Below are 19,727 nucleotides of genomic sequence, written 5' to 3' on the forward strand. Positions count from 1 at the left end.
GGGGGGACCGATCCGGCCGGGCACGGAGGGGGACGTCCATGCGCGTGGTCATCACCGGCGGTGCGGGGTTCATCGGCGCCAATCTGGCCCGGACCCTGCTGGAGCAGCCGGAGGTCGAGCAGGTCAGGGTGGTCGACGACCTGTCGACCGGCAGCAAGGCCAATCTGGCGGGCCTGGATGTGGCCTTCCACGAGGGCAGCATCCTCGATCCGGCGCTGCTGGACGAGGTGTTCGCCGGCGCCGACGCGGTGGTGCACCTGGCGGCGCTGCCGTCGGTGCCGAGGTCGGTCGCCGACCCCGTGGCCAGCCACCACGCCAATGCCACCGGCACCCTGGAGGTGCTCCAGGCGGCCCGGCGGGCAGGCGGCCTCTATGTCGCGGCGGCGTCCTCGTCGTCGGTGTACGGCGCCAACCGCGAGCTGCCCAAGCGGGAGGCGATGCGTACCGCGCCGATGAGCCCGTATGCGGTGAGCAAGCTGGCCACCGAGGCGTATCTGACGGCCTTTCACCACTGCTATGGGCTGGAGGTGCTGCCGTTCCGGTTCTTCAATGTCTTCGGGCCGCTCCAGCCGGCCGGGCACTCCTATGCGGCGGTGGTCCCGGCGTTTGTGGAGGCGGCGCTGGCCGGGCGACCGCTGACGGTGCACGGCGACGGCGGCCAGACCCGCGACTTCACCTTTGTGGGTACGGTCTCCCGGGTGCTCTGCGACGCGGTGCTGCGGCGGGTGGTGCACCCCGATCCGGTGAACCTCGCCTTCGGCACCCGTACCTCGCTGACCGAGCTGGTCGCCGAGCTGGAGTCGGTGCTGGGCAGCCCGGTGGCGGTGGAGCACACCGAGCCGCGCCCCGGCGACGTACGCGACTCACAGGCGGACAACGCCCGGCTGCGGTCGCTCTTCCCCGAGGTGCGGCCGGTGCCGCTGCGGGAGGGGCTGGAGCGCACGGTGGAGTGGTTCCGGTCCTGACGCGGGGCCGCCCGGCCGCCCGGCAGCGCGCCGCGCCGTCGGCCGTACGGCGGCCCTATGCGCCGCCGCCCCGGCCCGGCATCGGCCGGGCCGGGGAGCCGATCACCGTGGTGTGCGGCGGCACATCCCGGGTGACCACGGCCGCCGCGCCGACAAAGGCCCCCCGGCCGACCGTGCGGCCCTGGAGCACCACCGCGTTGCTGCCCACCGTGGCGTCGTCCTCCAGCAGCACCGAGCCGGAGACATTGCCGCCCGGGTAGACGGTCACCCGCTCCCCCAGCACCGCGTCATGGCCCACCGTGGCGTTGTAGTGCACCTGGCTGTGCGGGCCCAGCCGGACGCTGCTGGAGATATACGCCCCGCCGAGCACGATGCAGCCCTCCGCCAGCTCGGTCTCCGGCGCCACCACCGCCCGGGGGTGCACCAGGGTGGCGGGCCGGGCACCGCGCTCCGCCAGCAGCGGGGCGAGCCGCTGCCGCGCCCCGGGGTCGGCGATACCGATCACATAGCGTGCACCGTCCGGGATCTGACGGGGTGCCAGCACCGGCAGGCCGCGCACCCTGCCCCCGGCCCGGTGGTCGTCGAGGAAGCCCGCCACCCGGACGCCCGAGGCCAGCGCGGTGTCCAGGGCCTCCCGGCCCACTCCCCCGGCTCCCGCGATCCACAGGCCGCCGCCGTCCTCCGCTGCGGGCCCCGGAGCGGGGTGGGGGTCGGTGGCGGTGGCGGCGTCGGGTGCGGAAATCCCCTGCGACATGGTCGACATGGCCACATACTGCCGCCTCCGCGACTACCGTGTGGGCAAGTCCGGATGGCCGTCGGGTCGCTGCGGCTGCCCCCGGGATGCGTTCTGCCCGATGGGCGGGCGCGGGCCGCGCGGGCCCGGAACGGGGGTCCCAGGGGGGCGGGAAATGCCGGACTCTGATGCCGTCTCCACTCTCGCGGCGCCGTGCCCGCACCGGCTGCCGGGGCCCGAGGTGGCCGGTGCCGCCGTACTCACCAGCTGCGCCGGCTGGACGCTGGCCACGGCGGCGGGGCACTCCAGCGCCCGGCCCGAGGGCGTGCTGCTGGCCCTGCTGGCGGTCGCCGCGGGCTACGCCGCCGGACGGGTCGCGGGAGCGCTGCTGCCCACGGCGGCCCCGGCGGCGGCCGCGCTGGCGGTGGGGCTGCTGACGGCGCTGGTACCGGGCGGGCTGTCCGGTGCACCGCTCGCGCCCCCGCTGCACTACGGCAACGCCGACGCCGCGCTGCTGGCACTGGGCGTGGGCGCCGCCTGCTGCGCCGCCTGGTCCGCCGACCGGTCCGCCGTACGGGCCGCGCTGCTGGCCCTGGCCTCGGTCCTGACCGGGCTGACGCTGCTGGTGGGCTCGCTGACGGCCTTCGCCACCTCGGCGGGAGTCCTGCTGGTCTCCTGCGCGGCCGGGCGGCTGCGGCGGCGGGGTCCGCTGCTGGCGGTACTGGCGCTCTGCGCGGCACTGGCCGCCGCGGGGACGGTGGCGCTGGCCCGGGGCGCCGTACCGGAGACGCTGCGCGGGCATGCGGTGGCCGAGCTGTCCGAGCGGCGGATCGAGCTGTGGAACGACGCCCTGGTGCAGACGCGGCTGCATCCGCTGCTCGGGGTCGGTCCGGACCGGTTCGGCGAGCAGAGCCCCACCGTACTGGCCGACCGGGACACCGACCGGGCCCACTCGGCGCCGCTCCAGCAGGCGGCCGAGCAGGGCCTGCCCGGGCTGGCGCTGCTGGCCTGCGCCTATCTGTGGGTGCTGTGGGCGCTGCTGCGCTCCCCCCGGCCGACGCCGGTGGCGGTGTCGGCTGCGGCGGCGCTGACCGGGCTGGCCGTGCACGCCTCCATCGACTACGTCCTCAGCTTCGCCGCCGTCACGACCGGCGCCGGGCTGCTGCTGGGCATCGCCACGGCCCACCCGCTCACCGAGGAACCCACCACCCGCCCGACCTGACAGCGTGGCGCCGGGAGTTCCGATGAGGCAGCTCGCCTCGCAGTCGCCTGGGATCGCCGCGCCGCTTGAGCCCGAACGGCGGCCCTGGAACCGGCCACCGGTGATCCCACCGAGTGCGGCGCATGTGCCGGGCGCCTGGAGCGTACGACCCGTCAGGTGCTGCCCGCCAGCCGTCGTGTACGGGCAGCTGCGGGCGGGTGGGGATGTTGTCGGGCGACGGTCAGCCCTGCTGGGATCGGCGGTGCAGCCGCAGGAACCACACCGACAGACCAGCGAAGACAACCGCGCCGGTGACGCCGGCCAGGTGCAGCCCGCCGGTGAACGCGTCGTGCGCCGCGCGCAGCAGGTCGGCCGCAGCCCCGTCGGGAAGTCGGTGCGCAGCGCCGACCGCGCCGGCCAACGTCTCCCGGGCCTGGTGTGCCGCGCCCTCGGGCAGCCCGGCCGACACTGCGTCCGCGACCGGCCCGGCCATCCGCTGCTGGTAGAGGCCGGTGCCCGCCGCGCCGAGCAGCGCCATGCCCAGCGATCCGCCGAGGAAGTTGCTGGTCTCCGACATCGAAGCGGCCGAACCGGCCCGCTCCGCCGGAACCGCGCCCACCACCACGCCGGTGCCGAGCGCGAACAGCGGACCGGTTCCCAGGGCCAGCACCGCCACCCCGACCGCCAACGGCAGCGGCCTGCCGTCGGCGCCGACCTGTGTGATCAGCAGGCAGCCCGGCACCGAGCAGGCCAGCCCGACCGCGATGGCGGCGGGCAGCGGCAGCCTCCGGCCCAGGGCCGGCGCCAGCATCGTGCCCAGCCCCACGCCCAGCCCCATCGGCGCGAACCACAGCGCCGCAGTGGTCGGCGACAGGTCGAGCACGCTCTGGAGGAACTGCGTGCCCAGCAGGCCGGTACCGGCCATCACCACGCCGGCCAGCACCAGCGCGCACAGCACTGCGGTGAAGGTCGGGTTCCGGAACAGCCGCAGGTCCAGCAGCGGCGTGGCCAGGTGCAGTTGCCGCCGGACGAAGAGCGCGCCGACGCCGGCGCCGACCACGATCGCGGCCACCGGCAGCGTCGGGCCGCCGCCCTCGGGCACGGCCAGCCGCTTGATCCCGTAGACGATCGGCAGCACGGCCGCCATCGACAGCGCCACGCTGACCGGATCCAGCCTGCCCCGGTCCGGGTTGCGGAACTCCGGCAGCAGCACCGGCCCGGCCACCAGCACCAGCAGCATCACCGGCGCGGCCACCAGGAACACCGAACCCCACCAGAAGTGCTCCAGCAGGAACCCGCCGAGCACCGGCCCGACGGCCGCGCTGGTGAAGTTGCAGGTGGCCCAGATCGAGATGGCCTGCCCGCGCTGCCGGGCCTCGGCGAACATGCTGGTGATCAGTGCCAGCGTGGACGGCATCAGGGCGGCGCCGGCCAGTCCGAGCAGCAGCCGCGCCGCGATCAGCATCGTCGTACCCGTCGAGAACGCGGCCAGCACGGACGCGGCGCCGAACCCGGCCGCGCCGATCAGCAGCAGCCTTCGCCGGCCGATCCGGTCGCCCAGGGTGCCCATCGTGATCACAAACCCAGCCGTCATAAACCCATAGCTGTCGGTGATCCACAACTGCTCGGTACCGCTCGGCCGCAGGTCCGCCGTCAGCCTTGGCAGCGCCAGGAACAGCACGTTCATGTCCAGGCCGACCAGCAGGGTGGGCAGCGCCAGCAGGGCCAGGCCGAGCCAGGCCCGCCGCCCGGCGCGGGCCGTGGTCGGCGGCGGCGCCGTCTCGGCCGTCGTCGTGCTCATGGGGCAACCTCCTCCGGGTGGATCGTCACGGTATGGTCGGAACCGATCGACGGATCTTGACCTGCGTCGGCGGAATCGTCGGCGGAATCACCGGCGGAATCGTCCGATCTGCTGAATCCAGCGCCGGCATGTCAAGGGCGGCCGACCCGCGACGACCACCCGATGACGGGGCCCGTCCGGGCGCCACGACGGTGAGGAGTCGGACATGAAGTTCCTGCTGATCATGCACATCAACCCGGCCATCATGGAGGAGCTGACCGAGGCCGAACGCCAGGAGATCATGGACGGCCACGGCGAGTTCATAAAAACGATCCGCGAGTCCGGCGAGATGGTCGGCACCGAGGCGCTGGCCGACCCGTCCCAGAGCGCGGTGGTCCGCGTCCGCGACGGTGTGCCGGTCGTCACCGACGGCCCCTACCTGGAGGCCAAGGAGTTCCTGGGCGGCTACTACGTGGTCGACGTCGCGAGCAGGGACCGTGCGCTGGAGCTGGCCGCGTTGATCCCGGATGCCCGGTTCAACGGCCTGGGCATCGAGGTCCGCCAGGTGATCTTCTCCGGCGGCCTGCCCGCGTGAGCGCCGACCGCGCCACCGTCGAGGGCCTGCTGCGCGCGCTCGCGCCGCAGGCCCTCGGCGCGCTGGTGCGCCGGTACGGGCAGTTCGACCTGAGCGAGGACGCCGTGCAGGAGGCGCTGCTCGCCGCAGCGACACGCTGGCCGACCGAGGGCGTCCCGGACAACCCTCGCGGCTGGCTGACCACGGTCGCCAGCCGCCGTCTGGTCGACCGGATGCGCAGCGAACAGGCCCGGCGGCGGCGCGAGGACGCGGTGGCCGCCCAGGAGCCTGATCCGACGTCGCCCGGCCCCGGCGAGGACACCCCGGCCGACCGGGACGACACGCTCACCCTGCTGTTCCTCTGCTGCCACCCGGCGCTGAGCCCGGCCTCGCAGGTCGCGCTGACGCTGCGCGCGGTCGGCGGCCTGACCACCGCGGAGATCGCCCGCGCCTACTTCGTACCGGAACCGACCATGGCGGTCCGGATCAGCCGGGCCAAGCAGCGGATCAAGGCCGCCGGCAGCGAGTTCACCATGCCGGTCGGGCAGGATCGGGCGGAGCGGCTGCGGGTCGTGCTGCATGTGCTGTACGTGATCTTCAACGAGGGCTACACCGCCAGCTCCGGCGACCGGCTGCGCCGCGACGACCTGGCCGCCGAGGCGATCCGGCTGACCCGGCTGCTGCACCGGCTGCTGCCGGACGACGGCGCGGTGACCGGCCTGCTGGCCCTGATGCTGCTCACCGACGCCCGCCGGACCGCCCGCACCGGCCCGCATGGCGAGCTGATCCCGCTCGACGAGCAGGACCGCTCACGCTGGGACCGGGGTCGTATCGCCGAGGGCGTCGCGCTGGTCACCGACGCGATGACCCGCTCGACACTGGGCCCCTACCAGTTGCAGGCCGCCATCGCCGCGCTGCACGACGAGGCGCCCAGCACCGGCGAGACCGACTGGCGCCAGATCAACACCCTGTACAGGATCCTGGAGCGGATCTCGCCCAACCCGATGGCCAGCCTGAACCGGGCGGTGGCGGTCGCCATGGTCGACGGACCGCAGGCCGGTCTGGCCCTGCTGGACGGGCTGGCCACGGACGACCGGATCACCGACCACCACCGGCTGCACGCGGTCCGCGCACACCTGTTGGAGATGGCCGGCGACCACCCGGCGGCCCGGGAGTACTACCGCCGCGCCGCCCACGGCACCGCCAGCCTGACCGAGCGCCGCTACCTGGAGGCCCGCGCCGCCCGACTGACGCCGCGTCCTGCCTCCTGAGGCGGGCCCTCGCTCAGGATGCCTCTTCGGCGGGCTCGGCTGCGGGCTGGTAGCGGGGGCGGGAGACGAGGGGGGTGACCGGCGGGAGGTGGCTGGTGCGGCGGAGTACGGCGGGTTCGCCGGGAGCGGGGAAGCCGGGGTTGACGCCGCCGGCGCCGGTGATGCCGACCGGCCGCAGCAGCACGCCGACGGTGCGGAAGAGGATTCTCAGGTCGAGCAGCAGCGAGTGGTGGTCGATGTACCAGAGGTCCAGTTCGATGCGCTCGGGCCAGCTGATGGAGTTGCGCCCCTGCACCTGGGCCCAGCCGGTGAGTCCGGGCCGGACGGCCAGTCGGCCGCGCTGCCGGGGCGAGTAGTGCACGACCTGCTCGGGCAGGGTCGGACGGGGGCCGATCACGCCCATGTCGCCCCGGATGACGTTCCACAGCTGGGGCAGTTCGTCCAGGCTGGTCCTGCGGAGCAGGCGGCCGAGCCGGGTGATGCGGGGTGCGTCCTCCTCGTCGGGGTGGCGCCGGTCCCGCATGGTGCGGAACTTGAGGATCTCGAACTCCTCGCCGCCGCGCCCGGCGCGCACCTGGCGGAAGATCACCGGCCCGCCCATGGTGAGCCGGACCAGCAGGGCGATCGTCAGTACCAGTGGAATCGCGACGATCCCGGCCAGTACGGCGACCGCCAGGTCCCCCCCTCGCTTCATGCGTTCTCCCCCCTAGCGGTCCGCGATGTCGCGGAGTGACTGGTCGTCCCGGCTGTGCGGTGACGCGGTCGGCCAGCCCAGGCCACGGGCCCGGGCGACGGCGGCGTAGGTCTGCACCGAGACGCGCGCCACCTCCCGCTGGTCGAACTCCCGGTTGGCCCTGCGGCGGGCGGCTCCCCGAGCCGCCGCCGCAGGTCGCCGTCGGTGAGCAGCCGGTCGACGGCGGCGGTGAGCGCCGCCGGGTCGCCCGGCGGGGCGAGCAGCAGATGCTCGCCGTGGGTGCCGATCTCCCGGCAGCCCCGGATGTCGCTCAGCACCATGGGGAGGCCGCAGGCGGCGGCCTCCATGGCGGAGCGGGAGAAGCCCTCCCGGTAGGAGGGGAGGACAAAGAGGTCGAGCGCCGCGTAGACGTCGGGCATGTCGTCGCGTTCGCCGAGGAACTCCACGCCGCCGAGGGCGTCGGCGAGGGCGTCGGACTTATCGGGGTCGTCGGGGCCGATCCAGGCGAAGCGGGCCTTGCCGGTGAGTGCGCGGGCGGTGGCGGCGTACTCGCGGATGCCCTTCTCGGCGACCCTGCGGCCCACTCCGGCGACCAGCAGTTCTCCGTCGGCGACGCCGAGTCGGGCGCGGACGCGGGCGCGGGCGGCCTCCCGGTCCGGTCCGGTGGCGAAGCGGTCGAGGTCGACGCCGTTGCCGACCACCCGGGAGCGCCGGGCGGGCACCGCGCGGGCGAGGGTGCGGCGGTCCTCGCCGTTCTGGTACAGCTCGGCGTGCGAGAAGCGGCCGGCCAGGGCCTCGGCGCCGAGTACCAGGGCCCGTTTGGCGAGCGGGTCGTGCGCCTGGGCCCAGAGTCCATGGCAGGTGTTGACCACCACGGGCACCCGGGCGGCGCGGCCGAGGATGCGGCCGAGGACGCCGGTCTTGGGGTTGTGGGTGTGCAGTACGTCGGGCCGGATGCGGCGCAGCGCGGTGAGCAGTTCGCGGGCGGCGGCGGCGTCGCCGCGCGGGTTCCAGGCGCGGGTGAGGGCGGGCAGCGGCACATGGGTGACGCCGAGTGCCTCCACCTGGGCGACATAGGGGCCGGGGGCGCTGATGCCGTAGGTCTCGAAGCCGCTCTCCACGTCGTGCCGCAGCTCGGTGGCGAGCAGCAGTTGGAGGCTCATGTCGACGGTGGTGAGGTGGGCGACCCGCAGCGGTCGGCCGCCGGGGCCGCGCAGGGCGGCGGGGGACGTGCCGTGGGCGGGGGACGTGCCGTGGGCGGGCGCGTCAGGCACGGACGCCCACCGCCTTGGCTGCGGCGACCAGGCGGGCGTAGGCGCGTTCGGGGAGGAGGCGGCCGGTGAGCTTGGCGCGGAAGAAGTCGAGCGGGTCGGTGCGGCGGACCGGGACGCGGCGCAGCCGTACCGGGTCGAAGCCGGGCAGGTTGCGGCCGACCTCGCCGGTGGCGGCGCTGCGGAAGCGGGCCCGCAGGGCGGGTTCCATATGCGGCACGGGGACGCCCCAGGTGTAGGCGTAGTGCCGGGGGCGGGTGCCGAGGTGCTGCTCGATGTCGTCGCCGCAGGCGTCGAGTTCGGCGGTGGAGAGCAGCTGCGGCCGGGCGTGGCTGCGGGTGTGGTTGGCGACGGTGCAGAGGCCGCCGGCGGTCATCTCGGCGAGCTGGTCCCAGGTCAGGGCGGGGGCGCCGGCCGCTTTGGCGGTGGAGCCCTCCCAGCGCATCTCGCCGCCGATGTGGCCGCTGGCGAGGTAGATGGTGAAGGGCAGGCCGCGTTCTCTGAGGACCGGCCAGGCGTGGTCGTACACATCGGCGAAGCCGTCGTCGAAGGTGAGGACGGCGGTGCCGGTGCGGTTGCCCCGTTCCAGCCGGTCGACGGCCTCGTCCAGTGGGACGACGGGGCGGCCGGGTAAGTCGGCCAGCAGGTCCATCTGGGCGGTGAAGTCGGCTGTGGAGACGTCCAGTTCATCGGGTGAGCCACCGCCGACGCGGTGGTAGATGAGCAGCGTGGCGCCCTCGGCGGGGCGGCTGCCGGCAGCACGGGCGAGGTGCTGCTTGACCCGGGTGCGGGCGCCGCCGGGCTCTGTCGGCACGGTGGTGCGGCTCATGGTTCCGGTTCCCCCCTCTGCGAGACCCTCCCCGGCGTCGCGGCCCGGCGGTGGTGCCCTCCACCGGACGAGGACCACCTTAGGGGGAAGTGTGGGGCTGCTGCCCCGGAAATGTGAAAGAAGCGAGAAGGTAGGCGGATGATCGGCCGATATGCATACTGCCCGGGCAGAGCCGGTCAGGCCGGGCAGTCAGACCGGGCAGTCAGGCGGTGCCGGGTCGGGCTGGGCCGGGGCCGGTGGGGAGCAGTCCTCGGAGCACCGTCACCGCCGCCTCGGCGTCGTCCACGGTGACGGTGAAGCGACGGCCGCCGCCGAGTTCCAGGACCAGCGCCGGGCCCTTGCGCACCACCACGGCGGCGCCGTGGCTCTGCCGGTAGCGGTAGCCCCAGCCGCCCCAGTGCATGGGGGTGCAGGGCTGGTAGCTGGCGTCCACCACATCGGCGAGCGGGATGCGGCGGCGCGGCAGCCCGACATGGCCGCAGCGCACCTCCAGGGCGTCCCGGTCGATCCGGACATGAACATGCACAAATGCAAGGGTCCCGGTCAGCAGCAGCAGGCCGATGGCGAGGCAGCCGGCCACCGTCATCACCCAGGCGGCCGGGCCGTCGGTGTCCGGCACAGTGACCGCGACCAGCACACCGAGCGCGAGACAGGCCGCCCCGACCCCGGCCAGCAGCCACTGGTGGCGGTTGTGGGCGGTGCCGCTCCAGAGCGGCGGCACGGGAAGAGACCGGCTCAGCGCCGAGGCGCCCACCGGACGTCCTTCACGATCGCTCTCCGCATCCTCCATGGACCACACGGTATACCGGATACCCGGGCTGGGCACGGGCAAGCACAAGGGGGTTCCCACCGGAGGCCGCCGGGCCACCGCCCACGGCCGCCGCGCGGAAATTCCCGCCTCCCCTGTACAACCATCCACGGAATGTAGGTGTCTGTACTACGTTGAGCGACCCGGGACGGGGTGGGGAGCCCCCTCGCGGGCCGTCGTCGCTCCGGGCGGGGCAACTCCGCCCCACCGCACTACCACCGCCGGGAGGACGGGGCCGCCGTCCCTCCGGCGAAACCGCCGCGCCGCCCAGGCGTCGGAAGGGGGAACCGTGCCGCAGCCGGAAACCACCACGCGTTCATCCACCGCCATGATCACGACATTCGCGCCCGCACCGGGCCGCCACCCCGTACCCGTGACCGACCGCCGCCGGCGCCGACTGGACGCCCTGCTCCGCCACTCGCCCGCGCAACCGGTCTTCCGGGCCAGGGCAGCGCGCCGGCTCTCCGTACTCGCCTACCACGAGATCGACGACCCGACCGCCTTCGCCGCCCAGATGGACCGGCTGCTGCGGCTGGCCCGCCCGGTGTCGCTGGACGAGGTGCAGCGGGCCTCGGTGGAGGACCGGCCGCTGCCGCCGCGCAGCGTGCTGGTCACCTTCGACGACGGCGACCGGTCGGTCGTCACCGAGGGGCTGCCGGTGCTGGCCCGCCGCTCCATCCCGGCGGTGGCGTTCGTGGTGGCCGGTCTGGTCGGCGGCGACCAGCCGTTCTGGTGGCGGGAGGCGCACTTCCTGGCCCGGCACGGCGGCACCGCCCGGTCGCTGCCGCCCGGCGGAGCGCCGGAGGCGGTGGTCCGGCGGATGAAGGCGCTGCCGGACCCGGACCGCCGCCGCAGCCTGGCCGAGATGCGGGTGAGTGCCACCCGGCGCGCGCCCCGGCAGGCCCAGCTCTCCCCCGAGGACCTGCACACCCTGCGCGGCTCCGGCGTGCGGATCGGCAACCACACGCTGGGCCACCCCTGCCTGGACCACTGCGACGAGCCCACGGTGCGTACCGAGATCGTCGATGCGCACCGGTCGCTGGAGCGGTGGCTGGGCGAACCGCCGACCGCGTTCGCGTACCCGAACGGCAACTTCGACTCCCGGGCGGACGGGGTGCTGCGGGAGCTGGGCTACCGGCTGGGGTTCCTCTTCGACCACCGCCACGAGGCGCTGCTGCCGAGGAATCCGCTGCGGATCAGCCGACTTCGGGTGAACGCCTCCACAAGCCTGCACCGGTTCGACACAATCCTCTCGGGCCTGCACCCGGCGGTGCACCGGCTGCGCGGCGGCACCTGACGGCCCGACGACGGCCGGGACACCGCACGGGGGCAGGCCGCCTCGTACGGGACGGGCCGGGGGGCGCGCGGTCGCACGGCCTGCGCCTGACGGCGCACCGACTACACGACGACAGTTGGGGGACCACACCGGGGCAGGCCGCACAGGCGAGGCGCGTGCCAGGCGGGCCGGGGAGAGCAGGGTCATGCGACCTGCACCCGACGGTGCACCGGCTGCGCGGGCGGGGGCCTCATGCCGGGCGGGCCGGGGGTGGGGGCAGTGACAGGGGGGACGCGGGTGGGGCAGCGGTGGGTGGGGGTGCGCAGCCGGAGGTTCACCGTTCCCCTGTGTTGCCCGTCGGGGTCGAGGAGGGCTGGCGGGAGCTGGTCGCGGGTGATCCGGGCGGGTCGTGGTTCATGACGCCGGACTGGGTGCTCGCCTGGTGGGAGACGCTGGGCGCGGATCTGCCGGCGGGCGCCGCCGAGGTGGCGGTCTGGCGGGGCCCGGGCGGCGCGGTGGAGGCGGTGGCGCCACTGCTCCGTACCCGGCTGCGGCTGCACCCGAGGGCGCCGCTGTCGGTGGACTGCCTGACGGTGCTGGGTTCGGGCGCGGGCGCGGCCGACCACTGCGGCTTCCCGGCGCTGCCGGGGCGGCGGGCCGAGGTGCGGGACTGGCTGGCCGGGCGGGCCCGCAGCAGCAGCCTCTGGCTGCCCGGTCTCGATCCCGGACAGGCCACTCTGCTGCCGCCCGGGGCGCGGGAGGTGGAGCGCACGCCCTGCCCGCGCGCCGACCTCTCGGCAGGGACGGAGGCGCTGGGCTCCCGGCAGTTCCGGTCCACCGTCCGCCGGTACGGGCGCAAGCTCGCCGCCGCCGGGGTGTCCTTCCGCTGGGTGCCGCCCAAGGAGGCCGGGCCCGAGCTGCTGGACGAGGTGATGCGGCTGCACCTGCTGCGGCGTGCCGCGCTGGGCCGCCCCACCACCTTCGACGCCGGGCGCCGCCCGCTCCATCTGCGGGTGATGGAGCGGGCGGCGCAGGGAACCGGGCCCGAGCGGGGCCCGGCCCTGCTGGTGGCCTCGGCGGGCGGCCGGGTGGTCGGCGGGCTGTACGGGTTCCTGTGGGGCGACACCTTCGGGTACTACCAGATCGGCTGGGACCCGGCGTGGGCGCCGCTGCGGCTGGGCACCGCGATCATCGCGGAGGCGCTGGCGGCCTGCGCCGACCGGGGGGTGCGGACCTTCGACTTCCTGCGCGGCACCGAGCCGTACAAGTACCGCTTCGGCGCCGTGGACCGGGACGACATCGGCTGGCTGGTCCCGCACGGCGCGGGCGGCGCCCTGATCGGGCTGCGGCAGCGCGCCAGGTCCCGCCGCGCGGCGAGGCGCTGAGGCGGGCGCGGCGGTCAGCGGCGGGCGCGGCTCCAGGCCAGCAGCCGGTCGGCGGTGAGGGTGTTGACCACCCGGGCGGCGGGCACGCCGCACTCCTCGGCGCGGGCGCAGCCGTAGATCTGCCAGTCGAGCTGGCCGGGGGCGTGGGCGTCGGTGTCGATGGCGAACACCACCCCGGCGTCCAGGGCCTTGCGGATCAGGCGGCGCGGCGGGTCCAGCCGGTCCGGGCGGGAGTTGATCTCCACGGCGGTGCCGTGTTCCGCGCAGGCGGCGAAGACGGCGTCGGCGTCGAAGGCGGACTCGGGCCGTCCCCGGCCCGTCACCAGGCGCCCGGTGCAGTGGCCCAGGATGTCGACCCGGGGGTTGGTGACGGCGGCGACCATCCGGCGGGTCATCGCGGGGGCGTCCATCCGCAGCTTGGAGTGGACCGAGGCGACCACGATGTCCAGCTGCGCCAGCAGGTCGGGCTCCTGGTCCAGGGTGCCGTCGTCCAGGATGTCGCACTCGATGCCGGTGAGCAGCCGGAACGGGGCGAGGTCGGCGTTGAGCCGGGCGACCACCCGCAGTTGCTCGCGCAGGCGGTCGGGGCTGAGGCCGCGGGCGACGGTGAGCCGAGGCGAGTGGTCGGTGAGGACGGCCCAGCGGTGGCCCAGGTCGCGGGCGGTCTCGGCCATCAGCGCGATCGGGCTGCCGCCGTCGGACCAGTCCGAGTGCAGATGGCAGTCGCCGAGCAGGGCGGCGCGCAGCCGCTGCCCGCCCTCGGTGAGCGGGGTGCGGGCGCGCTGTTCCAGGTCGGCGAGGTAGTCGGGGGTGGCACCGCGCAGCGCCTGGTCGACGGCGGTGGCGGTCTTGGGGCCGATGCCGGGCAGCTCGGTGAGGGTGCCCGCCCGGTGGCGGCTCTCCAGTTCGGGCCCGGGGAGGGCGGCGATGGTGGCGGACGCGGTGCGGAACGCCTTCACCCTGGGGGTGGCGGCCTGTTCGCGTTCCAGCAGGAAGGCGATGCGGTTCAGCGCCTCGACCGGGTCCACGGGGCCTCCTCGCGAGTCAGGCGCTGGCCCGCCTGCGGGCTGCCGCGGTCTTCTTGGCGGGCTTCTCGCCGGTCTTCTCGGCAGGCTGCCCGCCGGCCTTCCCGGCAGTCTTCTCGGGGCTCTTCCGGCCGCCGGAGGAGGCCGTCTTCTTCGCCTCGGGCTGCTGCTTCCGCGCGGTCTTCCGCGCGGCCGGCTGCTTCGCGGCACTCTTCCGGGGCGGCTTCCCCTCCTCCGGCTCCTCCGGCTCGCCGGCGGTCCGGCTGCGCTCGGCAGCCTTGACGCTGGCGGACAGCGCGGCCATCAGGTCGATGACATTGTCGGGGGCGCCCTCGCCGGCCTCCTCCTCGCTCGGCGGCTCCACCCCCTCCAGCTTGGCGGCGACCAGGGTGTCCAGGGCGTGCTGGTAGTCGTCGTGCAGGGCCTGGAGGTCGAAGTCCTCGCTGAGGGTGTCCATCAGCGAGGTGGCCATGCTCAGCTCCTGGGGCCGGACCTCGACCTTGCCCTGCGGTTCGAGGCCGGATGCCGAGCGCACCTCGTCGGGCCAGAGCATGGTCTGGAGCACCAGCAGGTCACCCCGGACCCGCAGCAGCGCCAGGCTCTCCCGGGTACGCAGCGTGATCTTGGTGACGGCCGCCCGGCCGGTGCCCGCCAGCGCCTCCCGCAGCAGCACATAGGGCTTGGCGGCGGCCGGGGTGGCGGTCTGGAGGTAGTAGGGCTTGGCCAGCAGCAGCGGATCGACCTCGGAGGCGTCCACAAAGGCCAGCACATCGATGATCTTCTTGCTGGGCAGCGGCAGCTCCGAGAGGTCCGCGTCGGTCAGCACGGCGGTACGGCCGTCCGGGGACTCATAAGCCTTGGCGATCTCCGCGTAGGGGACCTCGCGGTTCTCCTTCTCGCAGTACCGCTTCACCCGGATCCGCCCGCCGTCCTCGGCATGGACCTGGTGCAGGCTCACGCCGTGCTCCTCGGTGGCGGGGAAGAGCTGCACCGGGATGGAGACCAGGCCGAAGGTGATCGCACCTTTCCAGGAACTACGCATGCTTCCGTCCCTTCTGGGGACTTTCACGGTATGCCGGACCGGATCGCCACGACAGTCGACGGCCGCCCGCTGGCCCTCAGCAACCTGGAGAAGGTCCTGTGGCCGGCGACCGGCTTCACCAAGGGCGAGGCGCTGCACTACTACGCCCTGGCGGCTCCGGTGCTGCTGCCGCACCTGCGCCGCCGCCCGGCGTCCTTCGTACGGTTCCCGGACGGCGTCGAGGGCGAGCGGTTCTACATCAAGCATCCCCCGCCCGGGCTGCCCGACTGGGCGCCCACCGTCGAGGTCTCCGGCAAGGACGGGTCGCGCAGGCAGGTCGTGGTGGACGATGTGCCGACCCTGATGGCGCTCGCCAACCTGGGCGCGCTGGAGCTCCATGTCCCGCAGTGGACGGCGGACGGCGGACCGGATGCCCACGACCTGCTGGTGGTGGACCTCGACCCGGGACCCGGCGCGGGCCTGCTGGAGTGCTGCCGGGTGGCGTGCCTGGTCCGTGAGGCGCTGGCCGAGGACGGGTTGGAGTGCTGGGTGAAGACCAGCGGCTCCAAGGGCCTGCACCTGTATGCGCCGCTCGTCCCGGCGCCCGGGCGGCTGGTCTCCGGCTATGCCAAGGCCGTGGCGCAGCGGCTGGAGGCGGACCATCCGGCGCTGGTGCTGTCCCGGATGGCCCGGCATCTGCGGCCCGGCAAGGTCTTCGTGGACTGGAGCCAGAACGCCAGCGCCAAGACCACCGCCGCCCCGTACACCCTGCGGGCCCGCCGCACGCCCACCGTGTCCACCCCGGTGACCTGGGAGGAGGTGGCGCACTGCACCCGTCCGGAGCAGCTGGCCTTCACTCCGAGCCAGGTCCTGGCCCGCGTCGAACGGGACGGCGACCCCTTCGCCTCCCTGACCGACCCCGCCCGCGCCCGGCCGCTGCCGGGCACCCGGTGACCGAGACCGGGCCCGGTCAGTACGGGGGAACGTCGGCGGCAGGGCCGCGCAGTCCGCGCCAGACCGGCTGGCGCAGTCGGCCGCCGGAGGTCTGCTCCAGGTACTCCACCTCGCCCTGGAGCACCGGGGCGACCCAGCGCACCTCCCGGCCGGACTCCTCGCGCAGGGCCTCCAGATTGGCGGTGAAGGGCGGCGCCTCCCGCTCCAGCGGGAGCAGCAGGCCCGCGAGGGCCTGCCGGTCGCGCTGGGTGAAGCCGGTGCCGACCCGGCCCGCGTAGCGCAGCCCGGTGGGGTCGGCGGTGCCGATGAGCAGCGCCTGGCAGGCGCTGGCGCGGGGGCCGTCGGCGACCCAGCCGCCGATGGCGACGTCGGCGGTCCTCAGGTGCTTGATCTTGATCCACTCCCGGGATCTGGTGCCGGGCCGGTACGGGGACTCCAGCCGCTTGGCGACCACCCCCTCCAGTCCGGCCGACCGGGTCCACTCGAAGGCCAGGGTGCCGGTGCCCACCCAGTTGGCCGGGACCACCGCCCGGGGGTGGTCGATGCCGAGGCCGGTCAGCAGGTCCCGGCGGGCCGTGTAGGGCCGTGCGGTGGTCGGCCCGCCGCGCAGCCAGAGCACATCGAAGACCATCGCCGTCACCGGCGCGGCGGCGGCCGAGGCGCGCACCGCCTCCGGCCGGTAGAGGCTCATCCGGTCCTGGAGCCGTCGGAAGGAGGGCCTTCCATCGAGGCCCAGCGCCACGATCTCCGCGTCCAGGACGGCGTCGGTGCCGGGCGGCAGCGCCTCGGGCAGCGCGGCCAGCTCCGGGTACTGCGCGGTGACGTCGCGCCCCTGGCGGGACTCCAGCCGTACGGTGCCGTCGCCGGGCAGATAGGCGAGGACCCGCATGCCGTCCCACTTCACCTCGTACGCCCAGTCGGCCTGCACGGCCGGCAGCCGACCCGCCGTGGCCAGCATCGGCCGCAGCGACGGCAGCGGTACGGCGGGGGCTGCGGCGGCGGGGCTCACCGGACCAGGCTGCGTCCGGCGGGCCCGCCGCGCAGCCCGGGGCGTGGGCCGTACGGCGGTCAGCGCGGGACGGGGGCCCCGGCGATGAACCGGCCCTCGGCACAGCGCAGGGCCTCCGCCGGGAGTTCGCTCTCCCGGCCGCTGAGGATCACCCGCAGGGTGCCGCCGCCGGTGGCCGCGACGCGGGCGGGGGCGGACACCGCGACCCGGCGCAGCGCCTGGGCGGCGACGGCGTCGGCCGACCCGAAGAGGGCCAGGTCGGGGTGGGCGGTACCGGCGACGGCGGCGCGGATGCGGCCGGCGACCAGCTCGTAGTGGGTACAGCCGAGCACCAGGGCCCGGATCCCCGCCGGGGTGCGGGCGGCGGCGTCCGCGACGGCGGCGGCGACAGCCCGCTGGTCGGCGCGTTCCACGGCGTCGGCGAGACCGGGGCAGGCCACCTCGGCGACCTCGGTGCGGTCGGCGAAGTCGCCGATCAGGCCGCGCTGGTAGGGGCTCCCGGTGGTGGCGGGCGTCGCCCAGATCGCCACCGGACCGCCGGTGGCGGCGGCGGGCTTGATCGCGGGGACGGTGCCGACCACGGGCAGGGCCGGTTCGAGTTCGGCACGCAGGGTCTCCAGGGCGTGCACCGAGGCCGTGTTGCAGGCGACGATCAGCGCGTCGGGCCGGTGCAGGGCGGCGGCGCGGGCGCAGGCGAGGGCATGCCGGGTGACGTCGGCCGGGGTGCGGGGGCCCCAGGGCATGGACTCGGGATCGGAGGAGAGCACCAGGTCCGCGTCGGGGCGCAGCCGTCGCAGGGCCGCCGCTGCGGCGAGCAGGCCGATACCGGAGTCCATCAGTGCGATCTTCACGACCATCGACCTTAGACGATCGACCGTGGCCGCCCGCACCGCAGCAGCCGCACGGCGGCGGGTTCCGGCCGAGCCCGGCGAGTCCGGCCGCAGACTCCGGCGCAGGCGTGGGACCCGGCAACGGGCTCCCACCAGGCAGGAGGTCCGGTACCAGGGCTCCGGCACGGGCCCGGGCGCGGCGCGCGGGGACGGGCCCCCGCCGGGCACGGAGGTCGGCGACAGGCCGGGCGCGGCGCGGGGGGACAGGGCACCACCGCCCACCGGACACCGCAACGGGGAGGCGGAGGCTGCGGCGGAGGGATGACGCCGGAGGCGGGGAGGCTGAAGCTGCGGCGAGGCGCTGACGGTGGGGACGGGGAGGCGGAGGCCGCGCCGGAGGGGCTGACAGTGGAGACGGGAGGCTGAAGCTGCGGCGGGGGGCTGACGCCGGAGGCGGGGCGCGGGCTGCGGCGGAGGGATGACGCCCGAGGCGGGTGGGTGGGGGCTGAGGCGGAGGCGGAGGCTGCGGCGGGGGGCTGACGCCGGAGGCGGAGGCGCAGGCTGAGGCGGAGGGCTGACGCCGGAGGCGGAGGCGCAGGCTGAGGCGGAGGGATGACGCCGGAGGCGGGGAGGCTGAAGCTGCGGCGAGGCGCTGACGGTGGGGACGGGGAGGCGGAGGCTGCGGCGGGGGGCTGACGCCGGAGGCGGGGAGGCTGAAGCTGCGGCGGAGGGATGACGCCGGAGGCGGGTGGGCGGGGGCTGCGGCGGGGGGCTGATGGTGGGGGTGGGGGGTGGGGCAGACTGCGGGGCGTGACGGTGCTCGGGTGGATCTCCGTGGTGTCCCTGGCGGCCTGGGTGTGGCTGACGTTCTGCCATGGCCTCTTCTGGCGGACGGATGTGCGGCTGCCGCCGCGCGCCGCACCGGAGCGGTGGCCGTCGGTCGCGGTGGTGGTGCCGGCCCGCGACGAGGCGGAGGTGCTGCCGGTCAGCCTGCCGAGCCTGCTGGCGCAGGAGTACCCGGGCGAGGCGCGGGTGGTGCTGGTGGACGACGGGTCCACCGACTCCACCGGGGCGTTGGCGAAGGAGCTGGGCGAGGCCGGCGGGCTGCCGCTGACCGTGGTCTCACCCGGGGAGCCGCCGGCCGGGTGGACGGGCAAGCTGTGGGCGGTGCGGTACGGCGTGGAGCAGGCCGGGGACGCCGAGTACCTGCTGCTCACCGACGCCGACATCGCGCACCGGCCGGACTCGCTGGCGCAGCTGGTCGCGGCGGCGGAGAGCGCGGGTCTGGACCTGGTGTCGCAGATGGCGCGGCTGCGGGTACGCACCGGCTGGGAGCGGCTGATCGTCCCGGCGTTCGTCTACTTCTTCGCGCAGCTGTACCCGTTCCGGTGGTCCAACCGCCCGAGTGGCCGCACCGCCGCCGCAGCCGGCGGCTGCTCGCTGGTGCGCCGCTCGGCGCTGGAGCGGGCCGGCGGGGTGGCGGCGATCCGGGGCGCGGTGATCGACGATGTGTCGCTGGCGCGGGCGGTGAAGCGGTCCGGCGGGCGGATCTGGCTGGGCCTGGCCGACCGGGTGGACAGTGTGCGGCCGTACCCGGAGCTGGCGCAGCTCTGGCGGATGGTCTCGCGCAGCGCATATGCGCAGCTGCGGCACTCGGTGCTGCTGCTGGCCGGGACGGTGCTGGGGCTGGCTCTGGTCTATCTGGTGCCGCCGGTCGCGACGGTCGCGGGGCTGGTGGCGGGTGCGCCCCGGGTCGCGGTGCTGGGCGGCTGCGCATGGGTGCTGATGGCGGTGACGTATCTGCCGATGCTGCGCTACTACGGGCAGCCGCCGGCCGCCGCGCTGCTGCTGCCGTACACCGCCTTCCTCTATCTGCTGATGACGGTGGACTCGGCGATCCAGCACTGGCGGGGGCGGGGCGCGGCCTGGAAGGGGCGGACCTACCCGGCCCCGGGGCGCCCCAGCTGACCCCTGTCAGGGATGCGACAATCCCGTATTTGTCGGGCTATGCCCGTTATGAGACCCATCTAACAGTGGCCTCGATCACAATTCCTCCCCATTTGGGTGGTGGCTTGTAAGGGTTTGTACGAGGTCGCGCCCG

18 protein-coding genes are annotated in these 19,727 nt (G+C 75.0%); 8 read left to right on the forward strand and 10 right to left on the reverse strand.

Features of this window, described 5'->3' with window-relative positions; all coding sequences use genetic code 11:
- The first annotated feature begins 38 nt into the window (after positions 1 to 38).
- Complete coding sequence (locus C7M71_RS03330) at positions 39 to 965, forward strand: NAD-dependent epimerase/dehydratase family protein (protein WP_111495092.1); 927 nt, start codon at positions 39 to 41, stop codon at positions 963 to 965.
- A gap of 55 nt (positions 966 to 1,020) precedes the next feature.
- Here C7M71_RS03330 and C7M71_RS03335 read toward each other — a convergent pair whose 3' ends face one another.
- Positions 1,021 to 1,728, reverse strand: a complete 708-nt coding sequence (locus C7M71_RS03335) for an acetyltransferase (protein WP_229758507.1) — start codon at positions 1,726 to 1,728, stop codon at positions 1,021 to 1,023.
- Between the two features lie 145 nt (positions 1,729 to 1,873).
- Between C7M71_RS03335 and C7M71_RS03340 the strand changes: the two genes are divergently transcribed.
- Positions 1,874 to 2,920 carry an O-antigen ligase family protein gene (locus tag C7M71_RS03340; RefSeq protein WP_114914153.1) on the forward strand — a complete coding sequence of 349 codons (1,047 nt, stop codon included), beginning with the start codon at positions 1,874 to 1,876 and terminating at the stop codon, positions 2,918 to 2,920.
- A 220-nt stretch (positions 2,921 to 3,140) separates the two neighbouring features.
- Here the strand turns inward: C7M71_RS03340 and C7M71_RS03345 are convergent, their stop codons facing one another.
- On the reverse strand, positions 3,141 to 4,700 hold the full coding sequence (locus C7M71_RS03345) for an MFS transporter (protein WP_111493153.1): 1,560 nt from the start codon (positions 4,698 to 4,700) through the stop codon (positions 3,141 to 3,143).
- A gap of 205 nt (positions 4,701 to 4,905) precedes the next feature.
- Here C7M71_RS03345 and C7M71_RS03350 point away from each other — a divergent pair, with 205 nt between their 5' ends.
- Positions 4,906 to 5,274, forward strand: a complete 369-nt coding sequence (locus C7M71_RS03350) for a YciI family protein (protein WP_111493154.1) — start codon at positions 4,906 to 4,908, stop codon at positions 5,272 to 5,274.
- On the forward strand, positions 5,271 to 6,524 hold the full coding sequence (locus C7M71_RS03355) for an RNA polymerase sigma factor (RefSeq protein WP_111493155.1): 1,254 nt from the start codon (positions 5,271 to 5,273) through the stop codon (positions 6,522 to 6,524). The genes C7M71_RS03350 and C7M71_RS03355 overlap by 4 nt, the downstream gene beginning before the upstream one ends.
- A gap of 13 nt (positions 6,525 to 6,537) precedes the next feature.
- Here the strand turns inward: C7M71_RS03355 and C7M71_RS03360 are convergent, their stop codons facing one another.
- The 4 genes from C7M71_RS03360 to C7M71_RS03375 form a co-directional block, all read right to left on the reverse strand.
- Positions 6,538 to 7,218 (reverse strand): sugar transferase, encoded by a 681-nt coding sequence (locus tag C7M71_RS03360; RefSeq protein WP_111493156.1) that lies wholly within the window; start codon positions 7,216 to 7,218, stop codon positions 6,538 to 6,540.
- Positions 7,215 to 8,492 (reverse strand): glycosyltransferase family 4 protein, encoded by a 1,278-nt coding sequence (locus C7M71_RS03365; RefSeq protein ID WP_229758508.1) that lies wholly within the window; start codon positions 8,490 to 8,492, stop codon positions 7,215 to 7,217. Before C7M71_RS03365 ends, C7M71_RS03360 begins: the two co-directional genes overlap by 4 nt.
- Complete coding sequence (locus C7M71_RS03370; protein ID WP_111493157.1) at positions 8,485 to 9,318, reverse strand: polysaccharide deacetylase family protein; 834 nt, start codon at positions 9,316 to 9,318, stop codon at positions 8,485 to 8,487. Before C7M71_RS03370 ends, C7M71_RS03365 begins: the two co-directional genes overlap by 8 nt.
- Before the next feature lie 202 nt (positions 9,319 to 9,520).
- Positions 9,521 to 10,108 (reverse strand): hypothetical protein, encoded by a 588-nt coding sequence (locus C7M71_RS03375; protein WP_229758509.1) that lies wholly within the window; start codon positions 10,106 to 10,108, stop codon positions 9,521 to 9,523.
- Positions 10,109 to 10,499: 391 nt separating this feature from the next.
- Here C7M71_RS03375 and C7M71_RS03380 point away from each other — a divergent pair, with 391 nt between their 5' ends.
- Together C7M71_RS03380 and C7M71_RS03385 are read left to right on the forward strand one after the other, a co-directional pair.
- Entirely contained in the window at positions 10,500 to 11,423 is a 924-nt protein-coding gene (locus tag C7M71_RS03380; protein WP_229758510.1) for a polysaccharide deacetylase family protein, read from the forward strand.
- A 326-nt stretch (positions 11,424 to 11,749) separates the two neighbouring features.
- The gene (locus tag C7M71_RS03385; protein WP_111494703.1) at positions 11,750 to 12,787 is read left to right on the forward strand and encodes a GNAT family N-acetyltransferase; all 1,038 of its coding nucleotides are present in this window, start codon (positions 11,750 to 11,752) and stop codon (positions 12,785 to 12,787) included.
- Between the two features lie 14 nt (positions 12,788 to 12,801).
- Here C7M71_RS03385 and C7M71_RS03390 read toward each other — a convergent pair whose 3' ends face one another.
- Together C7M71_RS03390 and ku are read right to left on the reverse strand one after the other, a co-directional pair.
- Positions 12,802 to 13,815, reverse strand: a complete 1,014-nt coding sequence (locus tag C7M71_RS03390) for a PHP domain-containing protein (protein ID WP_111494701.1) — start codon at positions 13,813 to 13,815, stop codon at positions 12,802 to 12,804.
- A gap of 16 nt (positions 13,816 to 13,831) precedes the next feature.
- Positions 13,832 to 14,854, reverse strand: coding sequence for a non-homologous end joining protein Ku (gene ku / locus C7M71_RS03395; RefSeq protein ID WP_111494699.1), 1,023 nt, complete (start codon positions 14,852 to 14,854; stop codon positions 13,832 to 13,834).
- Between the two features lie 30 nt (positions 14,855 to 14,884).
- Here ku and ligD (C7M71_RS03400) point away from each other — a divergent pair, with 30 nt between their 5' ends.
- Positions 14,885 to 15,787 (forward strand): non-homologous end-joining DNA ligase, encoded by a 903-nt coding sequence (gene ligD / locus C7M71_RS03400; RefSeq protein ID WP_111494697.1) that lies wholly within the window; start codon positions 14,885 to 14,887, stop codon positions 15,785 to 15,787.
- Positions 15,788 to 15,803: 16 nt separating this feature from the next.
- On the opposite strand, the gene ligD (C7M71_RS03405) is transcribed toward ligD (C7M71_RS03400), so the two are convergent.
- Positions 15,804 to 16,796, reverse strand: coding sequence for a non-homologous end-joining DNA ligase (ligD, locus tag C7M71_RS03405; RefSeq protein ID WP_229759037.1), 993 nt, complete (start codon positions 16,794 to 16,796; stop codon positions 15,804 to 15,806).
- 59 nt (positions 16,797 to 16,855) lie between these two features.
- The gene (locus C7M71_RS03410) at positions 16,856 to 17,647 is read right to left on the reverse strand and encodes a glutamate racemase (protein ID WP_114914655.1); all 792 of its coding nucleotides are present in this window, start codon (positions 17,645 to 17,647) and stop codon (positions 16,856 to 16,858) included.
- A 789-nt stretch (positions 17,648 to 18,436) separates the two neighbouring features.
- Between C7M71_RS03410 and C7M71_RS03415 the strand changes: the two genes are divergently transcribed.
- The gene (locus tag C7M71_RS03415; protein WP_229758511.1) at positions 18,437 to 19,594 is read left to right on the forward strand and encodes a glycosyltransferase; all 1,158 of its coding nucleotides are present in this window, start codon (positions 18,437 to 18,439) and stop codon (positions 19,592 to 19,594) included.
- Positions 19,595 to 19,727 lie beyond the last annotated feature (133 nt).

The sequence above is a fragment of the Peterkaempfera bronchialis genome, from assembly GCF_003258605.2.
GTDB classification, from domain to species: domain Bacteria; phylum Actinomycetota; class Actinomycetes; order Streptomycetales; family Streptomycetaceae; genus Peterkaempfera; species Peterkaempfera bronchialis.

Excerpts from the sequence above, each read along its gene's own strand:
- C7M71_RS03340 (WP_114914153.1), top strand. The coding sequence starts at position 1,874 with ATGCCGGACTCTGATGCCGTCTCCACTCTCGCGGCGCCGTGCCCGCAC.
- C7M71_RS03350 (WP_111493154.1), top strand. The coding sequence starts at position 4,906 with ATGAAGTTCCTGCTGATCATGCACATCAACCCGGCCATCATGGAGGAG.
- ligD (WP_111494697.1), top strand. The coding sequence starts at position 14,885 with ATGCCGGACCGGATCGCCACGACAGTCGACGGCCGCCCGCTGGCCCTC.
- C7M71_RS03375 (WP_229758509.1), bottom strand. The coding sequence starts at position 10,108 with ATGGAGGATGCGGAGAGCGATCGTGAAGGACGTCCGGTGGGCGCCTCG.
- C7M71_RS03345 (WP_111493153.1), bottom strand. The coding sequence starts at position 4,700 with ATGAGCACGACGACGGCCGAGACGGCGCCGCCGCCGACCACGGCCCGC.
- C7M71_RS03360 (WP_111493156.1), bottom strand. The coding sequence starts at position 7,218 with ATGAAGCGAGGGGGGGACCTGGCGGTCGCCGTACTGGCCGGGATCGTC.
- C7M71_RS03330 (WP_111495092.1), top strand. The coding sequence starts at position 39 with ATGCGCGTGGTCATCACCGGCGGTGCGGGGTTCATCGGCGCCAATCTG.
- ku (WP_111494699.1), bottom strand. The coding sequence starts at position 14,854 with ATGCGTAGTTCCTGGAAAGGTGCGATCACCTTCGGCCTGGTCTCCATC.
- C7M71_RS03370 (WP_111493157.1), bottom strand. The coding sequence starts at position 9,318 with ATGAGCCGCACCACCGTGCCGACAGAGCCCGGCGGCGCCCGCACCCGG.
- C7M71_RS03335 (WP_229758507.1), bottom strand. The coding sequence starts at position 1,728 with ATGTCGACCATGTCGCAGGGGATTTCCGCACCCGACGCCGCCACCGCC.